This is a genomic window from Pseudomonas sp. GW821-FHT01C01 (assembly GCF_059422645.1).
Genome location: NZ_JBWKXF010000010.1, coordinates 23,632 through 43,882, shown reverse-complemented (window position 1 = coordinate 43,882; position 20,251 = coordinate 23,632). Strand labels below are relative to the sequence as shown.

Below are 20,251 nucleotides of genomic sequence, written 5' to 3'. Positions count from 1 at the left end.
GTCGACCGGTCCACCGTATTCGCTGGCAAGCCAGCTCCTACAGGGGGCGGTGAGAATGTGAAAATGGCGGGCCGGTTATGTTTGGCCGAAAGCTTGTGTCATGATGATCTGACCGCAGGTTAGTCGTCCTCTTCCTATATGAATAGATCTTCCGCGTTGCTCCTCGCTTTTGTCTTCCTCAGCGGCTGCCAGGCCTTGGCACCCGTTTCGCCGGACGGTACGCCGCCGGTTGAAGACAGCACCCCGGCCCCTGAAAAGCCCAAGGTCTACAGCTCGTTCAGCGAGGAAACCATCTTCAGCCTGTTGAGCGCCGAACTGGCTGGCCAGCGCAATCGTTTCGACATTGCCCTGGACAACTATGTAACCCAGGCCATCAATACCCAGGATCCGGGCATTTCCGAGCGGGCATTCCGTATCGCCGAATATCTGGGCGCCGATCAGGCAGCCCTGGACACCGCGCTGATCTGGGCCAAAAACGCCCCCAACGACCTTGAAGCGCAACGCGCCGCCGCCGTGCAACTGGCACGCGCCGGGCGTTATGACGACTCCATGGTCTATATGGAGAAAGTCCTGCAAGGCAAGGGCGACACCCATTTCGACTTCCTTGCGCTGTCTGCGGCAGACACCGACCAGGACACCCGCAACGGCTTGATGAAAAGCTTCGACCGTTTGCTGCAACGCCATCCGGACAACGGCCAGCTGATTTTCGGCAAGGCCCTGCTGATGCAACAGGATGGCGACGCCAAAGGCGCGCTGAAGCTGCTGGAAAACAACCCTCCCGACAACGGCGAAATCGCACCGATCCTGCTGCGCGCACGCCTGCTGCAAACCCTCAATCGCGGTGACGAGGCTTTGCCGCTGCTGCAAAAAAGCATCAAGAAATACCCGGACGACAAGCGCCTGCGCCTGACTTACGCACGCATGCTGGTTGAACAGGACCGCATGAACGACGCCAAGGCCGAGTTCTCGAGCCTGGTTCAGCAGTACCCGGAAGACGATGAACTGCGCTACTCGCTGGCATTGGTCTGCCTGGAAGCCAAGGCCTGGCAAGAAGCCAAGGGTTATCTGGAAGACCTGATCGCCCGAGACAGCCACGTCGACTCGGCGCACCTGAACCTCGGCCGCATCGCCGAGGAACAAAACGACCCGCAAGGCGCGTTGATCGAGTACGCCAAGGTTGGCCCGGGCAGTGACTTCCTGCCGGCACAATTGCGTCAAGCCGACATCCTGATGAACAACGGCAAGACCGCCGAAGCGCAACGCAAGCTGGCGGCAGAGCGCGACGAGCAGCCGGATTACGCGATCCAGTTGTACCTGATCGAAACTGAAACCCTGTCCGCCAACAATCAGGGCGACAAGGCCTGGAATGTTCTGCAACAGGCTTTGCAGAAATACCCGGACGACTTGAACCTGCTCTACACCCGCGCCATGCAGGCGGAAAAACGCAATGACCTGGCGCAGATGGAAAAAGACCTGCGATTGATCATCAAGCGCGACCCGGACAATGCCATGGCGTTGAACGCCCTCGGCTACACCCTGTCTGACCGCACCACGCGCTACGCCGAGGCCAAGGCCCTGATTGAACAGGCGCACCAGATCAGTCCGGAAGACCCGGCGGTACTCGACAGCCTTGGCTGGGTGAATTACCGCATGGGTAATCTCGATGAAGCCGAGCGCCTGCTGCGCCAGGCCCTGGATCGTTTCCCCGATCAGGAAGTCGCCGCTCACCTGGGCGAAGTCCTGTGGGCCAACGGCAAACAGCGTGAAGCCAAACAAGTCTGGGGCAAGTTCCTCAAGGAACAACCCGACAGCCCGACCCTGCGCGGCACCATCAAACGCCTGACCGGATCAGAGACTCTTTAAGATTATGTTTTTGCGCCATTTTATCGTTTTCAGTTTTATCGCCCTGCTCGCTGGTTGCGCGGGTCTGGGTCCCCGCGAGTCGGTCGAGGGGCACGGCAACCCTGCCCAATGGCGTGAGCACAAAGAGCAACTGACCGGCCTCGATGGCTGGCAGATCGATGGCAAGATCGGCATTCGAGCACCGAAAGACTCGGGCAGCGGCACGCTGTTCTGGTTGCAACGCCAGGATTACTACGACATTCGTCTGTCCGGACCACTGGGCCGCGGCGCGGCTCGCCTGACCGGTCGGCCGGGCAAGGTGTCGCTGGAAGTTGCCAACCAGGGACGCTACGACGCGCCGACCCCGGAAGTGCTGCTCGAAGAACAGCTGGGCTGGAAATTGCCGGTATCCAATCTGGCCTGGTGGGTGCGCGGGCTCCCGTCTCCGGACAGCAAAAGTCGCCTGACACTGGATGCCGACAGTCGCCTGGCCAACCTCGAGCAGGATGGCTGGAAGGTTGAATACACCGACTACACCCAGCAAAACGGTTACTGGCTGCCCGAGCGAATCAAGCTGCATGGCACCGACCTTGACGTCACACTGGTGATCAAGGCCTGGCAACCACGCAAACTGGGGTCATGACATGCCGGCCAATCGCCTGACACTGCCTTCGCCGGCCAAACTCAATTTGATGCTGCACATCCTGGGTCGCCGCGAAGACGGCTACCACGAACTGCAAACGATGTTTCAGTTTCTCGATTACGGCGATGAAATCACCTATGCCCTGCGCGATGACGGTGTGATTCAACTGCACACCGAATTCGCAGGTGTGCCCCACGACAGCAACCTGATCGTAAAAGCCGCCAAAAAACTTCAGGAACAATCCGCCTGCACACTGGGCGTCGATATCTGGATCGACAAGATCCTGCCCATGGGCGGCGGCATCGGTGGCGGCAGCTCGAACGCCGCAACGACATTGCTTGGACTCAATCATCTGTGGCAATTGGGCTGGGATGAAGATCGCCTGGCCGGCCTGGGGTTGACGCTGGGCGCCGACGTCCCGGTTTTCGTTCGTGGTCACGCGGCTTTTGCCGAGGGCGTGGGGGAGAAACTGACCCCTGTCGACCCGGAAGAACCGTGGTATCTCGTGCTGGTGCCGCAAGTCTCTGTAAGTACGGCAGAAATTTTTTCAGATCCGTTGTTGACACGTAACACTCCTCCCATTAAAGTGCGCCCCGTTCCCAAGGGAAACAGTCGAAATGACTGCTTGCCGGTGGTAACAAGGCGTTATCCAGAGGTACGTAACGCTTTGAATTTGTTAGGTAAATTTACCGAAGCAAAACTCACCGGAACTGGAAGTTGTGTGTTTGGGGGCTTCCCAAGCAAAGCTGAAGCTGATAAAGTCTCGGCCCTTCTGACAGAGACCCTTACAGGTTTTGTAGCAAAAGGAAGCAACGTTTCGATGTTGCATCGCAAGCTGCGAAGTCTGCTCTAAAGGAATCGATTACTGGGTAATCGTTGCAACAGATACAGGGGCGTCGCCAAGCGGTAAGGCAGCAGGTTTTGATCCTGCCATGCGTTGGTTCGAATCCAGCCGCCCCTGCCATTTTCCTATACTCATCCAGGTTACCCTCAGCCTTCAGGTACTGCGCGTGTCCAAGATGATGGTCTTTACGGGGAACGCTAACCCCGATCTGGCTCGGCGTGTCGTACGTCAGCTGCATATCCCTCTCGGTGACATCTCTGTCGGTAAGTTTTCCGACGGCGAAATTACAGCCGAGATCAATGAAAACGTCCGCGGTAAAGATGTCTTCATTATTCAGCCGACTTGCGCTCCGACCAACGATAACCTGATGGAACTGGTAGTGATGGCTGATGCCTTCCGCCGCTCCTCGGCTACTCGTATCACTGCTGTTATTCCTTACTTTGGTTATGCCCGTCAGGATCGCCGTCCGCGTTCCGCACGTGTGGCTATCAGCGCGAAAGTCGTGGCTGACATGCTTACCGTAGTCGGCATCGACCGTGTTCTCACGGTTGATTTGCATGCTGACCAAATCCAGGGTTTCTTCGATATTCCGGTAGATAACATCTACGGCTCCCCGGTTCTGGTGGATGACATCGAAGATCAGCGCTTCGAAAACCTGATGATCGTGTCCCCGGACATTGGCGGCGTCGTGCGTGCACGTGCCGTTGCCAAATCCCTGGGCGTGGATCTCGGGATCATCGACAAACGCCGTGAGAAAGCCAATCACTCTGAAGTGATGCATATCATCGGTGATGTCGAAGGGCGTACCTGTATTCTGGTCGATGACATGGTCGATACCGCCGGCACCCTGTGCCACGCGGCCAAGGCCTTGAAAGAGCATGGCGCTGCCAAGGTTTTCGCCTACTGCACGCACCCTGTGCTGTCGGGTCGGGCGATCGAAAACATTGAAAATTCCGTGCTGGACGAGCTGGTGGTGACCAACACCATCCCGCTGTCCGCTGCAGCACAAGCCTGTGCGCGTATCCGCCAACTGGATATCGCACCGGTAGTTGCCGAGGCGGTCCGCCGCATCAGCAATGAAGAATCGATCAGCGCGATGTTCCGCTAAGGGCCCTGCCCTTCTCGAAATGTCTCGTTGACGAAAAGCGCCCCGCCCCGGCATTCCTGTCGGGGCGGGGCTTTTTTGCCCATATCGCCTTTAGCGCTGGTCGCAAACGCTGGGGCGAGTGTGGTTATTTTGGAGATACAACATGAACGATTTTACTCTGAATGCTGAAGTGCGTTCCGACCTGGGGAAAGGTGCGAGCCGCCGCCTGCGTCGTCTCGCAAGCCTGGTTCCAGCTGTAGTTTACGGTGGCGACAAAGCCCCTGAATCCATCAGCATGCTGGCCAAAGAAGTTGCCAAACTGCTCGAAAACGAAGCGGCTTACAGCCACATCATCGAGCTGAACGTTGGTGGCACCAAGCAGAACGTCGTGATCAAAGCCCTGCAGCGTCACCCGGCCAAAGGCCACGTGATGCACGCTGACTTCGTACGCGTAGTCGCTGGCCAGAAACTGACCGCTATCGTTCCAGTGCACTTCATCAACGAAGAAGCACCGACCAAGAAAGGCGGCGAAATCTCGCACGTTGTTGCCGAGATCGAAGTTTCCTGCCTGCCGAAAGATCTGCCTGAGTTCATCGAAGTCGACCTGGCTAACGCTGAAATCGGTTCGATCATTCACCTGTCGGACCTCAAGGCTCCTAAAGGCGTTGAGTTCGTGGCCCTGGCACACGGCGATGACAAGGCTGTTGCCAACGTCCACGCTCCACGTGTTGCTCCAGAAGCTGCAGAAGGCGCTGCAGAGTAATTTCACTCTGCACGCCGGAGTGACCGGAAACATCGCGGACTAGAGCGTAGCGAGAAAGCGGGCGAGAACGCGGAGTTTACATCATGGTAAATGAGCAATTTTCGTCCACTTTCGCCGCTCTCCCTGATTGCGGCGATGTTATCCACCACTCCAATGAAGGGCCCCTATCGTGACTGCCATCAAACTGATCGTTGGCCTGGGTAATCCAGGTGCTGAATACGAACAGACCCGGCATAACGCAGGGGCCCTTTTTGTTGAGCGCATCGCGAACGCACAAGGTGTAAACCTTGTGGCGGACCGCAAATATTTCGGCCTGACCGGGCGCTATTCGCATCAGGGTCAGGATGTTCGTCTGCTGATCCCCACCACGTACATGAACCGCAGCGGCCAGGCCGTAGCGGCACTCGCCGGTTTCTTCCGCATCAAGCCTGAAGAAATCCTCGTGGCGCATGACGAACTCGACCTGCCTCCGGGCGTTGCCAAGCTCAAAGTGGGCGGCGGCCATGGCGGTCACAACGGGTTGCGCGACATCATTGCGCAACTGGGTAATCAGAACACTTTCCACCGCCTGCGGCTTGGCATCGGTCACCCGGGCGTCGCCAGTATGGTTTCAAATTTCGTCCTGGGTCGTGCGCCACGCGCCGAACAGGAAAAACTCGATGCCAGCATCGACTTTGCCCTCGGCGTGCTGCCGGATATCCTCGCCGGGGAATGGAACCGCGCGATGAAAAACCTGCACAGCCAGAAGGCCTGACTCACTCCTCGGGGAAAACACCATGGGATTCAATTGCGGCATCGTCGGTCTGCCTAACGTCGGCAAGTCCACCCTGTTCAACGCCCTGACCAAATCCGGGATCGCGGCCGAGAACTTCCCCTTCTGCACCATCGAGCCGAACAGCGGTATCGTGCCGATGCCGGATCCGCGTCTGGAAGCCCTGGCGGCCATCGTCAATCCAAAGCGCATCCTGCCGACCACCATGGAATTCGTCGATATCGCAGGCCTGGTAGCCGGCGCGTCGAAAGGCGAAGGCCTGGGCAACAAGTTTTTGGCCAACATCCGTGAAACCGATGCCATCGCCCACGTGGTCCGCTGCTTCGAAGACGAGAACGTGATTCACGTCTCCAACAGCGTCGACCCGAAACGCGACATCGAAATCATCGACCTGGAACTGATCTTCGCCGACCTCGACAGCTGCGAGAAGCAACTGCAAAAAGTCGCGCGCAACGCCAAGGGCGGTGACAAGGACGCAGTGGTCCAGAAAGGCCTGCTGGAACAACTGATCGCTCACTTCACCGAAGGCAAGCCGGCGCGCAGCCTGATGAAGAACATGGGCACTGACGAGAAAGCGGTGATCAAGGGCTTCCACCTGCTGACCACCAAGCCGGTCATGTACATCGCCAACGTCGCTGAAGACGGTTTCGAGAACAACCCGCACCTGGACGTGGTCAGGGCCATCGCCGAAGAAGAAGGCGCCGTGGTTGTACCGGTGTGCAACAAGATCGAAGCGGAAATCGCCGAGCTCGATGACGGCGAAGAGAAAGACATGTTCCTCGAAGCCCTGGGCCTCGAAGAGCCTGGCCTGAACCGCGTGATCCGCGCCGGCTACGAAATGCTGCACCTGCAGACCTACTTCACCGCCGGTGTCGAAGAAGTCCGCGCCTGGACCGTCCGCGTCGGTGCCACCGCACCTCAAGCCGCTGGCGTGATCCACACCGACTTCGAGAAAGGCTTCATCCGCGCCGAAGTGATCGCCTACAACGACTTCATCCAGTACAAGGGCGAAGCCGGTACCAAGGAAGCCGGTAAATGGCGCCTGGAAGGCAAGGATTACATCGTTAAAGACGGCGACGTGATGCACTTCCGCTTCAACGTGTAACGGTGACCGTGGATTTACACGGAACCCGGTAGACTGAAAATCCCCGTAATCACTCGCTGATACGGGGATTTTTGCGTCTTGGGATCACCATCCTCCTCCATTGTGATCTGGGTTGTTGATTGACGCCTGAAGCCGGTTTTAAAAACCGGGTACGACGGAAATTCGGAGATCAAGGCATGCTGACCGACACCGCCGTGATACACCTTCTGTCAGGTCACTTCGGGTAAAGGGTGCGCTTTCTCAGGCGGTTTGATTGAGCCGATGTAAACCGCAAAGATAGTCACCAGTGCGCCGCAAATCTGCAGCGTGGAGCTGGCCTTGCCGAGAAAGGTGACATCAATGAAATACGTGATCACCGGCTCCAGTAACAGGATCAGTCCGGCCAACCCCAGGCTGATGGCTCCGATCGAACGGTTGACCAGCAACCAGCCGACAAACTGCACCAGTACCCCGTATATGATCAGCATCAGCAAGGTTTGCCCATCCACGATGGCCAAGCTCTCCCCAGTTGCCAGCGCGTATGTCAGCAGAACCAGTGCCGCCCAAAGACTCAAATTGAGCATCTGTGCGATCTTGTCACCCCCGCCGTCAGGCAACTGGGTGTTGATCTTCAGGAAGTACACGCAGATGGCATACGCCAGCCCCGAGAGCACGCCATACACCACGCCCTTGATCCCTACCGCACTGGTCATCTCGGGTAGCAACAACAGATAGAGCCCGACAAATGCCAAGGTAATGGATACCAGGAAGTAGATCGAAGGTTTTTCCTTCAACAGGTACAACCCCAGCAGGGTCATGAAGAACACCTGACAGTTGGTCAGGATCGACCCGATGCCCGGGCCGACGATATAGATGCTCTGGTGCCAGAGCACCAGGTCAATGGCCAAAAACACCCCAGCCAACGCGGTGTACAGCTGCGCCTTGGCGCTTTTGAGCAGCACCGGTGTTTTGCGCACCTTGAGCAGCAGGAAAAACAGGATCGAGGCGAACACCATCCGATAGAACCCTGCGCCACCCGCGCCGATATGGGCGAAAGCGACGGCTAGAGCAGACAGACTGAGCATCAGTCCACCGATGATCAATTCAATGATTGCCCGATTGTTATTAATCGACATGAGAAACCTCATTGATAACGTCCGGTATTAACTTTATGAGCACTCGCAACTCCCCCCTGGGCAACAAATATCAGACTCGACAAAGCAGAAAAGCCCCAAAGGTCTTTTCTGCCGCGCGCGAAAAAACAACTAACGTTTAATTGGCATTAATAGTTAGCAGCAACACAACTCTTTAAACTTCTTGCGCGGCCAACTTTAACCATTGTTGTACCGGTGCATAACCCAGAATGTTTTCGACATAGCCCTGCAGTTGCGCAGGGATGGCAATACCATAACGACGGAAGCGAAACACCACCGGAACAAACATCGCATCAACAATGCCGAAGTCACCGCAGAGAAACTGTGTTGAACCGCTCACCTCACGGAGTTGGTTCCAGATAGCGAATACCCGCACTATTTCCTCTCGGGTCTCGGCGGTCAGGCTTTCCGGGATGTCACCGGTGTTCAGGCCAAACGACATCTGCGTGCGCAGGTGGGTGAAACCGGAGTGCATCTCTGCCGCAGCAGCTCGTGCCAGGGCCTTGACCCGTGAATCTTGGGGCCAAAGGTTGGCGGCAGGATAGGTGTCAGCAATGTATTCGCTGATGGCCAGGCTGTCGTTGATGACGACATCATCCAGCAGCAGCGCCGGTACCTTGCCGGAGGGTGAGTGCTCCAGAATGCGTTGGCGGGTGTCGCTTTGTTCCAGTTTGATCTGAAGGGTTTCAAATGCAACATCCGCTGCCACAAGAACCAGCCATGCACGAAATGACCATGAAGACTTATTGAAATCCCCAACTACCAGTTTTGTAGACATCGCATCCCCTAGCTTGTGTTATGAAATAGGTGCTAAATTTAGCGACCTGCTTTCCATACGTATTGCACAAAACTGGACAATTCATGGATGAGAATCGCCGTAACAAAGCCCCTCAAAAAGACAAGGACTTTGTTCAATTCTGGCGTATACCCGAAGGCGACTGTGAGTTGTTATCTGCGCGTTACAGCACTCAATCTTTCGGCCGACATTCACATGACCGGTACGCTATCGGCGTTATAAGTAGCGGTGTTGAAAAACTTTTTTATCGCGGCAGTTACTACATGGGGGTCGCTGGCAGTGTGGTCACCATTCCCCCAGGGGAGATCCACGACGGCTTGCCGGGCCATGATGAGGGCTGGATGTATCGAATGCTCTATATCGACCCCGAATGGGTCAATCGGACAGTGTTTCAAGGGCGTTTTTCAGACGATCATATTCATCTTTTTCAAACAGCTCTGAGCCAGGCCCCCGACTTCGCCCGGACCTTTTTGCATCAACATCAAATCATTGAAAAATCCCCCCCCAGCCTTGAACGGGAAACTATCTTGCTGGATCTGGTGACGCAGCTCTTCGAGCGCAGCGGAGCACCCATCGAACCCGTCAGTGCGGCTGAGCAACATGCAGTGCAAAAGATCAAGAAGAAGCTCGAAGACGAGTTCGACAAACATCTGTCTCTGGAAGAACTGGCGCAACTGGTGAACCTTGACCCGCTTTACCTGATCCGGGTATTCAAAAAAAGCGTTGGCGTCTCCCCCCACAGCTATCAAATCCAGAAAAGAATCGCCCAGGTCCAAAAACTGCTGCGCACCGGGTCCAGCCTCACCGAAGCGTCATTCGCTTGCGGCTTCTTCGATCAAAGCCACATGACCCGGGCCTTCAAAAAAGTAGTCGGCATCACACCCGGCAGTTTCCGCAACAGCAGTGCCTGAACCTTTACCCAATGTGGGAGCGGGCTTGCTCGCGAAGAGGGAGTGCCAGTCATCATACATTTAGCTGACATACCGCATTCGCGAGCAAGCCCGCTCCCACAGGGATTTGTGTCGATTCAGGGCTTTTTGGTTCGCGGCAGGAAAATCGCCAGCACCCCGAACAACGGCAGGAACGAACACAGGTAGTACACGTATTCGATGCCGCGAATGTCCGCCAGGTGCCCGAGCAACGCCGCGCCGATCCCGCCGAAGCCGAACATCAAACCGAAGAACACCCCCGCGATCATCCCGACATTGCCCGGCACCAGTTCCTGGGCGTACACCACGATGGCCGAGAACGCCGAGGCGAGGATGAAGCCGATGACCACGCTGAGAATGCTGGTCCAGAACAGGTCGACATGCGGCAGCAACAATGTGAACGGTGCAACGCCGAGAATCGAGAACCAGATAACTGCCTTACGCCCGATCCTGTCGCCAATCGGCCCGCCAAAGAATGTCCCCGCCGCGACCGCGCCGAGAAACAGGAACAGGTGCAACTGCGAACTGGCCACCGACAGGTCGAACTTTTCGATCAGATAGAACGTGAAGTAACTGGTGAGGCTGGACATGTAGAAGTACTTGGAGAACACCAGCAGCCCGAGCACCACCAGGGCACTGATCACTCGGCCCCTGGACAGGCCGTGGGTCGCTGCCTGACCTTGCTTGAGCTTGAACAGGTTCAAGTGGTTGGCGTACCAGCGGCTGATCCGGTAGAGCACGAACAGCGCAAACACCGCGAACAGGCCGAACCACGCCACGTGCCCCTGGCCGTAGGGAATGATGATCGCTGCCGCCAGCAACGGACCGAACGCCGAGCCTGCGTTACCGCCGACCTGGAAGGTCGATTGCGCCAGCCCGAAGCGCCCGCCCGAAGCCAGTCGCGCCACGCGGGACGCTTCCGGGTGAAAGGTCGAAGAACCGATACCGATCAAGCCCGCCGCCAGCAGGATCAACGGAAAGTTGCCGACCATCGACATCATCAGAATCCCGACCAGAGTACAAACTGTACCGGCTGGCAGTAGCCATGGCTTGGGATGGCGGTCGGTGTAGTAACCGACCCACGGCTGCAGCAGCGAGGCCGTCAACTGGAATGTCAGGGTGATCAGGCCGACCTGGGTGAAGGTCAGGCCATAGTTGGCCTTGAGCATCGGGTAGATCGACGGCAGCACCGACTGGATCAGGTCGTTGATCAAATGTGCCAGCGCCACCGCGCCGATGATGCGCATCACCAGGGGACTGCTTTGGGGCGTAGCGGACGCCGGCACCGAGCCGGTCTGAGCGTTGCTGATAGCCATGGGGTTTTCCGTACAACAGGTGGGTGCAAACGGGCAGGTGCGTCAATGTGCCATTTTTCGGTGCGACAGCGCCATCCCCTTAGCCAGCTAACGAACTCGTTTTTCATCGCGACTACATTGGTGGCGCAAAGCCATGGTCTGAATCTTGCCTTGCTTATCCGCTTCAACGCGGCCGCCTTACAAAGGAGACCGAGAATGGGAAGTTTCGCCACAGAGTCGGCCTACAGAGCAGACAAGGGTGAACTTTCGAGGCCTTTTAAGAGGGCACCAGTCGGGGGCATCAACCTTCGACGCACGCCAATGGTGCGTGGTATCCAGAGGAGTCATGGGGCATGCAGGCTTTTTTATTACCGGGGATCGGACTGCTGGGGCGTTTCGGTTTTGCACGCAAATTCCAGCTGTTGTTTTTGCTGTTTATCCTGCCACTGGCTGGCAGCCTGTGGATGATCGGCCAGGACTATCGCGACAAACTCAGCCTGATCTCCGGCGAACGTGCCGGGGTGCGGCAACTGCTGGCTCTTGATGCGCTGGATGACCTGCTCGCCGCCCAGCGTGATCGCGCCGCCCGGTGGCGCGCCACGGAAACCAATCGCCAGCCAACACCCGCCACCCTCGCTTCGATGGCCGCCTTCGATGCGGTTCAACCCGCCGTCAGCCAGGCCACCTCCGAGCTGGGCAATGCCCTGCAAAAAGAAGGCGCCGAGGGCGAAAGCCTGACGCGTTACCAGGCCCTGCAAACCGCCCTCGATGGCCTCGACTCAAAAAGCCTGAGCAGTGTTGGCTGGTGGCCGGATGGCTACGATCGCTTCACCAACGCCTTGAGCGCCCTGCAAGCCTTACGCGAGCAAATCGCCATGGACAATCGCCTGACACTGGCGCCGTGGCTGGAGACTTATTTGCTGACGCAGATCTCTACCCAACACGCGCCAGAGCTGATTGAGCGAGTCGGTCGCCTGGCGGCGGTGGGCCAGGCGTCAGTGGTGTCCGGACAGTTCACCCTGCAAAGCCGTCTGCAACTGCGCGACTTGCGCAGCCGCATTGGCGACGCCCGTGAGCAGCTGGTCAAAACCGCGGGCTTGCTCGAAGCGCGCTTGCCCGGCGCCCTGCAAACCTGGGCCGGGCAATACCATGACAGCCTCAAGCACCTGGACGCCGGCCTGAAGGTGCTGGATGACGGCGTGTTCGGTGGCAGCATCAACCTCAAGCCGGATGACTTCGAGCGCAGTCTCGATGCCCTGCTCTCCGACCTCGCCTCATTGCGCCAGCAGTCGCTGGTGTCGCTGGATCAACGCCTGGATTATTACCACGGCTCGGCAATCCGCCAATTCACGGTGGTGGCCGCCGTGTTGGGTTGCCTTTTGCTGGCCGCGCTGTATCTGTTCATCTGTTTGCAGGCTTCGATTCGCCGTAGCGCCAGCGGCATCACGGTACTCGCCGAAGCCTTGCGCGATGGCAATCTGAGTGTGCAAGTGCCGGTTCAGGGACGGGACGAACTGGCGCTGATCAGCACCGCGCTGAACGTCGCCGTGGTGCAACTGCGCAGCAGCCTGCAAGGGGTCGATCACGAAACCCTGCAGCTGAGCAACGCGGTGCAAACCCTCAACCATCACTCCAGTGACGCCTTGGGCGAAGTCGAAGCCCAGCAGTTGCAGATCAGCCAAATTGCAGCGGCGGCGACGCAACTGGCCGCCACTTCACAAGGGGTGGCCCACAGTTGCGAACAGGCGTCCGGCAGCGCCCAGCACACCCGGCGCATTGCCGCCGACAGCAGCCGGGACAGCCTGCGCACCACCGCGAGCATCCAGCAACTCAATCAACGCCTGAACGAGACAGCGGCGGCACTGGGCCGGGTCAGCGAGCAGGGACAGCAGATTCAACTGGTGGTCGACACCATTCGCGGCGTCGCCGAGCAGACCAACCTGCTGGCACTCAACGCCGCCATCGAGGCGGCCCGGGCAGGTGAGCAAGGGCGCGGCTTCGCAGTGGTGGCCGATGAAGTGCGCAGCCTGTCGCAACGCACGCAATCGTCGACCGCACAGATTGCCGGCACGGTCGACAGCCTTCGAAATACCGTGAACGAGGCTGTCAGCCTGATGGAGGCCGCGTGCAGTCAGGCAGAGTCCGATGCACAAGCGGTCACCGGCCTCGGTGAACGACTCGGGGAAATCGCCAGTGCGGTGCAGAATGTCACCGATACCCTGGCGCAAATCGCCACGGCGGTGGAGGAACAGGCCAGTACCGCCGACGAGGTCAGCGGCAATATCCAACAGATCGATCAAGCGGCGCTGCGTTTGCTCGAAGGTGCCCGTGCGGTGAACCAGGCAGCGGACACCTTGAGCCACGGCAGCAAGGCCCTCAGCGACAACACCGGGCGCTTCCGTTTGAGTTGAATCCGGCGGTGCTTCTCAGGTGTGGATCACCGCTTCCGGAAAGTCCTGCTCCAGCTCGGTCTTGAGCCAATCGATAAACCACGCCACGTCCGCCGAGAGCTCGGCGGACGGCGTCAGCACCCGATAGCTTTCCAGCTTCACTTGCGCGTCCACCACCCGCACCAGCTTGCCTGTATTGAGTTCTTCGCGCACCAGCACTTCATTGGCCAGCGCAATGCCCTGCCCGCTCTCGGCCACCGACAATGCGTGGTCGTTGTTGACGTAGAGCATGTCCGAATTGAGGTGGATGTCGAGGTCATTGGCGGCGAACCACAGGTTCCACCACTCGCCGTCATCGACGTGAATCAGGTTGTGTTTCACCAGGTCCGCGGGGCTGCCAATGGGCGCGACGCTGGCCAGATATTCGGGGGAACAGATCGGAAACACCCGAGGACAAATCAGGCTGGTGCGGGAGTGGGCATATTGGCCGTCCACCCCGTAGACGATGCCCAGGTCAGCGCTTTTGCCATCCACTTCGGTGAAGGTCGAATTGGGTTCGATGGCGAACTTCAAACCCGGTCGCAGGTGACGCATGGCCTCGATTCGCGGCATCAGCCAGCGCTTGGCGAACCCCGGCACCACCATGATGCGCAGCCAGCGCTCGGCGTGTTTGGGCTGTGCCTCTTTTCCGGCTTCGATGATCAGTTGCAAGGCGGCGGCGATCTTGCGGTGGTACTTCTCCCCCGCCACTGTCAGGTTGACCCCGCGAGACGTACGTTCGAACAGCTGGATTCCCAGCCAGTCCTCCAGCAATTTCACGTGGCGGCCGATCGCAGGTTGGGTCACGTGCAGGGTTTTGGAGGCTTCGACATAGCTGCCCAATCGGGCCGCGGCATCAAAGGCACGCACCGCGTTGAGCGGCGGCAAACGGTGGTCAGCCATGGTTTCCGGGCGCCTTTTGCTGTTAAATTTTTTAACAGCCCCTATGTTAAAATTGAAGTTTCGCCCCCGCAACCCCTCGCTGATAATCGATCCACAGCAGAACAAAAAAACAGCTGGTTACAACACCCGAACGCAATCTCGATCCTGCCCAGAAAAATAATATCCATGGTCCGACGGCCCGGCTGTTTACAGCACTCGCGGACGATGGGGGAATCGGAGGTAACGCATGAATGCCCTGCATTCGCTGCAAACACTGGCGGTGTCCATCCGCTCAGTGCGTAAAGTCTACGGTGATCCACGCACCGGTCCGGTGGCACTGAAAAGCATCGACCTGGACATTCGCGACAACGAATTCTTCACCCTTCTCGGCCCTTCGGGCTGCGGCAAGACCACGCTCTTGCGGATGATCGCCGGGTTCGAATTTCCCACCGAGGGCGAGATTCTGCTCTACGGCGAAAACATCGCCGACCGCCCGCCCTTCCAGCGTCCGGTCAACACCGTGTTCCAGCATTACGCGCTGTTCCCGCACATGACCATCGCCGAGAACCTGGCCTTCGGCCTTGAATCCCACCCGATGGGCAAAGTCCTGAACAAAACGCAAATGGCCGAACGGGTGCGCGAGATGCTTGCCCTGGTGCAAATGGAACGCTTCGCCAACCGCAAGCCGGCGCAACTCTCCGGCGGCCAGCAACAGCGCGTTGCCCTCGCTCGTGCACTGGCGCCGCATCCCAAAGTCTTGCTGCTCGACGAACCGCTCTCGGCGCTGGACCTCAAGCTGCGCCAGGCCATGCGCGAAGAGTTGAAAACCATCCAGGCACGCACCGGGATCACCTTCATCTTTGTCACCCACGACCAGGAAGAAGCGCTGACCATGTCCGACCGCATCGCCGTGTTGTCCGAAGGCGAAGTGCAGCAGGTCGGTCGCCCGGAAGACATCTACGAACGCCCGCGCAATCGCTTTGTCGCGGACTTCATCGGCGAAACCAACTTCATCGAAGGTACGGTCACCCGCGTCGAAGACGGCCTGGCCTGGTTCGCCGGCCCGTCCGGACATCCGCTGCCTGCGCAGCCGTGCAGCGATGTGCGAGTCGGGGCCAACGTTGCATTGTCCGTGCGCCCCGAGCGCTTGCATCTGGTGCCGGGCAGCACCGAAGGCGCTTTGCCTTGCCGGATCGAAGCGCAGATCTACCTCGGCACTGATCTGCAATACCAGGTCAGCCTGAGCGATGGCTCGCGCCTCACCGTGCGCACCCCCAACTGCGTCGACCAGAGCAAACGCTTCGCAGTAGGAAGCCAGGCCGGTCTGTTGTTCGACCAGGGTAGCGCCAGCGTCCTGCACGATTGAGCACGAGGAATTGCCATGCACGCTTTACCGATTGCCAACACGCTGGAACGTCGGCGGGCCTTCCAGAGTTTTCTCGGTGTCAGCCCGGCGCTGATCGCCATCGGCCTGTTTCTGATCGTGCCGATCCTGATCGTCATCGGTTACTCATTGATGGAGGCCAACCCCTACGGCGGGGTGAACAAAGTGTTCAGCAGCGATGCCTACACCTCGCTGCTGTTCGAACGGCAACTGGACGACAGCCTGGCCTTTGCCGACTCCTATCTGATCATCGCCTTGCGCTCCATCGGCATCGCCGGGCTGACCACGCTCATCACCCTGTTGATCGGTTTTCCGGTGGCCGTGTGGCTGGCCATGCAACCGGCCCATCGCCGTGGCTTGCTGATCTTCCTGATCACCGTGCCGTTCTGGGCCAACCTGCTGATTCGCACCTACGCCTGGATTCTGCTGCTGCGTAACACCGGGGTGATCAATAACAGCCTGATGGGCCTCGGGGTCATCGACCAGCCGTTGCAACTGCTCTACACCGACGGCGCGGTGCTGCTGGGGCTGGTTTACACCTACGCGCCCTTCGTCGTGCTGCCGATCTACGCCACCCTGGAAAAAATGGACATCCGCCTGCTCGAAGCCGCTCAGGACCTCTACGCCGGCCGTGTGCGCACCCTGCGCAAAGTGGTGTTGCCGATCGCCAAACCGGGAATTCTCGCCGGCGCCATCCTTACGTTCGTGCCTTGCCTGGGCGCAATGATCGCCCCGGAACTGCTCGGCGGCGGCACGCGAATGATGCTCGGCAACCTGATCTTCCGGCAGTTCAGCGATGCCCGTAACTGGCCCTTCGGTGCGGCACTTTCGCTAGTGCTGATGGCGGCGGTGATGTTGGTACTGACGGTCTATGCCCTGCGTGCCGAACGCCAGCGCATTGCCAAAGGAGGTGCGTGATGATCGGCCTGTTCAAACGCAATACGCTGGGCGTGCAGGACTTCCCCGGCTTCGGCGGCTTCAGCTTCCTGTTCTACCTGTACCTCTACGCGCCAATCGTGGTGCTGGTGGTGTTCTCGTTCAACGCCAACCAATCGGCCACAGTGTGGACCGGTTTCAGCCTCGACTGGTATCGCGCGGCCTTCGCCAATCAGGCCCTGCGCCAGGCGGCCGGCAACAGCCTGTTGATCGCCGTCTGCGCCAGCATGGTCGCCACGGCCATCGCCACCCTCGCCGCCCTCGGCACTTCACGGGGTGCGAAGTTCAAGGGCCTGCAACTGTCCATGGGCGCGATCATGTTGCCCCTGGTGCTGCCGGAAATCGTGGTCGGCGTCGCCACCCTCGCGCTGTTCTCCACCATCGGTCTGTCCCTGGGCTACGGCAACCTGATCATCGCGCACACGGTGTTCTGTATTCCGTTTGCCTTTCTGCCGATACGGGCACGCCTGAACGACATGGACCTGTCCCTGGAACAAGCTTCGGCCGACCTGTATGCCGGCCCATGGCGGACTTTCCGCAAGGTCACCCTGCCGTTGCTGATGCCGGGGATTTTCTCGGGTTTGATGCTGGCCTTCATCGTCTCGCTAGATAACTTCGTGATCTCGATGATGGTCTCCCAGGCCGGCACCACGACCTTGCCGATCTTCATCTTCGGCCTGTTGCGCATGGGCGTGACACCCGACGTCAACGCCGTCTCAACGCTGATCCTGGGCGTCTCGGTGCTGTTCGTCACGCTTTCCTATCTGCTGGGCAAAAAGAAATCCTGAACCTTCTACGTACTGTGGGGAAATAGCATGAGCAAGTGGATTAAAAGCATCGGCACTTCGTTGTTCCTGACTTTGCCGCTGACCATGGCCGGCAGCGTTCAGGCCGCGGAAAAACTCAACGTGGTGAGCTGGAGCGGTTACTTTTCGCCGGAAATTCTCGCCAAATTCCAGAAGCAGACCGGCATCGAAGTCACCGTCGACTCCTACGACTCCAATGAAACCCTGTTGGCCAAATTGAAACAGGGCGGTGCCGGTTACGACGTGGCGATTCCGTCGCACCAGTTCATTCCGATCCTGATCAAGGAAAAACTGCTGGAGCGTTTCGATCCGGTCAACGAGCCCTACTACGCCGGCGTCGTCGACAACCTGAAAAAACCCACCTGGGACCCGGAAGGTGCGTACTCCGTGCCGTTCATCTGGGGCACCACCAGCGTGGTACTCGACACCGGGCGCTACAAAGGCCCTGCCGACAGCTACAAGGTGCTTTACGAGCCGCCTGCCGAGCTGCAAGGGCGGATCAACATGTTCGATTCGGTCAGCGACGTGGTGGACATGGCCAGCCTGTACCTGAACATTCCACTGTGCAGCGAAGACCCGAAACAGATGCAACAAATCCTGACCCTGCTAAAGGCGCAGAAACCGTTCGTCAAAACCTACAGCTCCAAGGCTGGCTCGATCCGCGAAAACCTCGCCTCGGGTGAAATCGACATGTCGACCTTCTGGGGTGGTTCGTCGATGCGCGCCCGGGAGATGAAACCGGGCCTGAAGTACCTGTACCCGAAAGAAGGCGTGCTGGCCTGGGTCGACAACATGGTCATCCCGACCGGCAGCAAGAACCCGGCGAACGCCAAGGCCTTCATCGCGTTCCTCAGCCAGCCTGAAAACGCCGCAATGACCCAGAACTTCCTCAAGCACCAGAGCCCGATCAAGGGTGTGGAACCGTTCCTCGACGCCGGACTGAAAGACGCCCCGGAACTGCACATTCCCGAAGGCACCCAGGTGGTGTTCAGCAAGACCTGCGGCGAAGGCGCGATCCGCCTGGCCGACCGTCTCTGGACCAACCTGATGCGTTGATCCCTGCCGCCCCGGCGCAATGGCGGGGCGTTTTTCCAGCCGTCTGAAAGGCCGCTTGCAATGACTTCTAACAACATCAGCGAACTGGTCCTGTTGCAGGCCCATGAACTCGCCGAACGTATCCGCCTGCGCCAGGTTTCCTGCCGGGAAGTGATGCAGACTTATCTTGCCCATATCGAACGCTTCAACCCGCAGGTCAACGCGCTGGTGAGCCTGCAAGCGCCGGAAGACCTGCTGGCCCAGGCCGATCAGCGCGACGCCGAACTGGCCCGTGGCGAGTATCGCGGCTGGATGCACGGCCTGCCCCACGCGATCAAGGACCTGTCCCTGACCCGCGGCATCCGTACCACCTTCGGCTCGCCGCTGTTCAAGGACTTCATTCCCGAACGTGACGGCATCATGGTCGAACGGATCAAAGCCGCCGGCGCGATCATCATCGGCAAGAGCAACACACCGGAATTCGGACTCGGCTCGCAAAGCTATAACCCGCTGTTTGGCGCGACCGGCTGCGCCTACGACCCGAGCAAAACCGCTGGCGGCAGCAGCGGCGGCGCGGCAGCGGCGCTGGCCATGCACCTGGTGCCGGTGGCCGATGGCAGCGACATGATGGGCTCGTTGCGCAACCCGGCCGCCTTCAACAACATCTTCGGTTTCCGTCCGTCCCAGGGCCGCGTGCCCTTCGATGACAGTGCCGACCTGTTTATCGACCAACTCGGCTACGAAGGCCCCATGGCGCGCAGCGTGCGCGATGCCGCATTGCTGTTGTCGGTGCAGGCCGGGGCCGATGTGCGGGCACCGCTGTCGATTGCCGAGTCCGGCAGTGCTTTTGCGGCGCCGCTGGATCGGGACTTCAAAGGCACTCGTTTGGGCTGGCTCGGCGACTTCAACGGCTACCTGCCGATGGAGAAAGGCATCCTCTCGCTGTGCGAAAAAGCCTTTGCCGATTTCGAAAGCCTGGGTTGCCATATCGAGCCCGTACAGTCCGAATTCGCTCCAGAGAAGCTGTGGAGCAGTTGGCGGACCTTGCGTCACTGGATGGTCGCCGGCTCGTTGGGCGCGACTTATGCCGACCCGCAAAAACGTGCGCTGTTGAAACCGGAAGCCCGCTGGGAAGTGGAAAACGGCCTGAAACTCTCGGCCAGCGACGTGTTTGCTGCCTCGGTGACGCGCAGCGACTGGTATCGGGCGATCTCCAGGCTGTTCGAACAATACGACTACCTGTTGCTGCCCAGCGCTCAGGTGTTTGCGTTCGATAAGACACAACCGTGGCCCGCCTCCATCGAAGGCGTGACCATGGACACCTATCACCGCTGGATGGAGGTGGTGATTCCCGCCACCTTGTCCGGGTGCCCGGTGGCGAACGTACAGGTCGGCTTCAACGCCAGCGGTCTGCCCATGGGCCTGCAAATCATCGGCAGACACCAGGCCGACTTCGCAGTCCTGCAATTGGCGCACGCCTATGAACAGGCCAGTCGCTGGTTCCAGCGCTGCCCTTCACCGCTGCTCAGAGGAGGGATTTTGATAAACGGTTGAAAGCGCAGAGAAATAT

Annotated in this window: 18 protein-coding genes and 1 tRNA gene; 15 read left to right on the top strand and 4 right to left on the bottom strand. The window is 59.0% G+C overall.

Annotated elements, in window-relative coordinates; all coding sequences use genetic code 11:
- Positions 1–138 precede the first annotated feature (138 nt).
- The 8 genes from AC07XF_RS09600 to ychF all read left to right on the top strand — a co-directional run bounded on the left by AC07XF_RS09600 (position 139) and on the right by ychF (position 7,056).
- On the top strand, positions 139–1,863 hold the full coding sequence (locus tag AC07XF_RS09600; RefSeq protein ID WP_495026288.1) for a tetratricopeptide repeat protein: 1,725 nt from the start codon (positions 139–141) through the stop codon (positions 1,861–1,863).
- Positions 1,864–1,867: 4 nt separating this feature from the next.
- Positions 1,868–2,485: a lipoprotein insertase outer membrane protein LolB gene (gene lolB, locus AC07XF_RS09595; RefSeq protein ID WP_495026287.1), complete on the top strand. Its 618-nt coding sequence runs from the start codon at positions 1,868–1,870 to the stop codon at positions 2,483–2,485.
- Between the two features lies 1 nt (position 2,486).
- Complete coding sequence (ispE, locus tag AC07XF_RS09590; protein WP_495026286.1) at positions 2,487–3,338, top strand: 4-(cytidine 5'-diphospho)-2-C-methyl-D-erythritol kinase; 852 nt, start codon at positions 2,487–2,489, stop codon at positions 3,336–3,338.
- Positions 3,339–3,374: 36 nt separating this feature from the next.
- Positions 3,375–3,449, top strand: a tRNA-Gln gene (locus tag AC07XF_RS09585).
- A 46-nt stretch (positions 3,450–3,495) separates the two neighbouring features.
- Positions 3,496–4,437 (top strand): ribose-phosphate pyrophosphokinase, encoded by a 942-nt coding sequence (locus tag AC07XF_RS09580; RefSeq protein WP_003171603.1) that lies wholly within the window; start codon positions 3,496–3,498, stop codon positions 4,435–4,437.
- Positions 4,438–4,579: 142 nt separating this feature from the next.
- Complete coding sequence (locus AC07XF_RS09575) at positions 4,580–5,179, top strand: 50S ribosomal protein L25/general stress protein Ctc (RefSeq protein WP_007973891.1); 600 nt, start codon at positions 4,580–4,582, stop codon at positions 5,177–5,179.
- A 169-nt stretch (positions 5,180–5,348) separates the two neighbouring features.
- On the top strand, positions 5,349–5,933 hold the full coding sequence (pth, locus tag AC07XF_RS09570; RefSeq protein ID WP_007973893.1) for an aminoacyl-tRNA hydrolase: 585 nt from the start codon (positions 5,349–5,351) through the stop codon (positions 5,931–5,933).
- A 22-nt stretch (positions 5,934–5,955) separates the two neighbouring features.
- Positions 5,956–7,056 (top strand): redox-regulated ATPase YchF, encoded by a 1,101-nt coding sequence (gene ychF, locus AC07XF_RS09565; protein WP_007981836.1) that lies wholly within the window; start codon positions 5,956–5,958, stop codon positions 7,054–7,056.
- Between the two features lie 209 nt (positions 7,057–7,265).
- On the opposite strand, the gene AC07XF_RS09560 is transcribed toward ychF, so the two are convergent.
- Both AC07XF_RS09560 and AC07XF_RS09555 read right to left on the bottom strand, forming a co-directional pair.
- A complete protein-coding gene (locus AC07XF_RS09560; RefSeq protein ID WP_495026285.1) occupies positions 7,266–8,171 on the bottom strand; it encodes a DMT family transporter in 906 nt (301 codons plus the stop codon).
- Positions 8,172–8,343: 172 nt separating this feature from the next.
- Positions 8,344–8,967: a glutathione S-transferase family protein gene (locus tag AC07XF_RS09555; RefSeq protein WP_008046055.1), complete on the bottom strand. Its 624-nt coding sequence runs from the start codon at positions 8,965–8,967 to the stop codon at positions 8,344–8,346.
- Positions 8,968–9,050: 83 nt separating this feature from the next.
- Between AC07XF_RS09555 and AC07XF_RS09550 the strand changes: the two genes are divergently transcribed.
- On the top strand, positions 9,051–9,896 hold the full coding sequence (locus tag AC07XF_RS09550; RefSeq protein ID WP_495026284.1) for a helix-turn-helix domain-containing protein: 846 nt from the start codon (positions 9,051–9,053) through the stop codon (positions 9,894–9,896).
- A gap of 116 nt (positions 9,897–10,012) precedes the next feature.
- Here the strand turns inward: AC07XF_RS09550 and AC07XF_RS09545 are convergent, their stop codons facing one another.
- Positions 10,013–11,230, bottom strand: a complete 1,218-nt coding sequence (locus tag AC07XF_RS09545; protein WP_495026283.1) for an MFS transporter — start codon at positions 11,228–11,230, stop codon at positions 10,013–10,015.
- A 332-nt stretch (positions 11,231–11,562) separates the two neighbouring features.
- Between AC07XF_RS09545 and AC07XF_RS09540 the strand changes: the two genes are divergently transcribed.
- Entirely contained in the window at positions 11,563–13,620 is a 2,058-nt protein-coding gene (locus AC07XF_RS09540; protein ID WP_495026282.1) for a methyl-accepting chemotaxis protein, read from the top strand.
- Positions 13,621–13,635: 15 nt separating this feature from the next.
- Here the strand turns inward: AC07XF_RS09540 and AC07XF_RS09535 are convergent, their stop codons facing one another.
- On the bottom strand, positions 13,636–14,541 hold the full coding sequence (locus tag AC07XF_RS09535) for a LysR substrate-binding domain-containing protein (RefSeq protein ID WP_495026281.1): 906 nt from the start codon (positions 14,539–14,541) through the stop codon (positions 13,636–13,638).
- A 226-nt stretch (positions 14,542–14,767) separates the two neighbouring features.
- Between AC07XF_RS09535 and AC07XF_RS09530 the strand changes: the two genes are divergently transcribed.
- From AC07XF_RS09530 to AC07XF_RS09510, 5 genes are read left to right on the top strand one after another with little or no spacing between them, the layout of a single operon-like run.
- A complete protein-coding gene (locus tag AC07XF_RS09530; protein WP_007997126.1) occupies positions 14,768–15,886 on the top strand; it encodes an ABC transporter ATP-binding protein in 1,119 nt (372 codons plus the stop codon).
- Between the two features lie 15 nt (positions 15,887–15,901).
- The gene (locus AC07XF_RS09525) at positions 15,902–16,822 is read left to right on the top strand and encodes an ABC transporter permease (RefSeq protein ID WP_007981819.1); all 921 of its coding nucleotides are present in this window, start codon (positions 15,902–15,904) and stop codon (positions 16,820–16,822) included.
- Positions 16,822–17,628 (top strand): ABC transporter permease, encoded by an 807-nt coding sequence (locus tag AC07XF_RS09520; protein ID WP_007981818.1) that lies wholly within the window; start codon positions 16,822–16,824, stop codon positions 17,626–17,628. The genes AC07XF_RS09525 and AC07XF_RS09520 overlap by 1 nt, the downstream gene beginning before the upstream one ends.
- Positions 17,629–17,655: 27 nt before the next feature.
- On the top strand, positions 17,656–18,702 hold the full coding sequence (locus tag AC07XF_RS09515) for an ABC transporter substrate-binding protein (RefSeq protein ID WP_007981817.1): 1,047 nt from the start codon (positions 17,656–17,658) through the stop codon (positions 18,700–18,702).
- A 60-nt stretch (positions 18,703–18,762) separates the two neighbouring features.
- Complete coding sequence (locus AC07XF_RS09510) at positions 18,763–20,235, top strand: amidase (protein ID WP_495026280.1); 1,473 nt, start codon at positions 18,763–18,765, stop codon at positions 20,233–20,235.
- Positions 20,236–20,251: the final 16 nt, after the last annotated feature.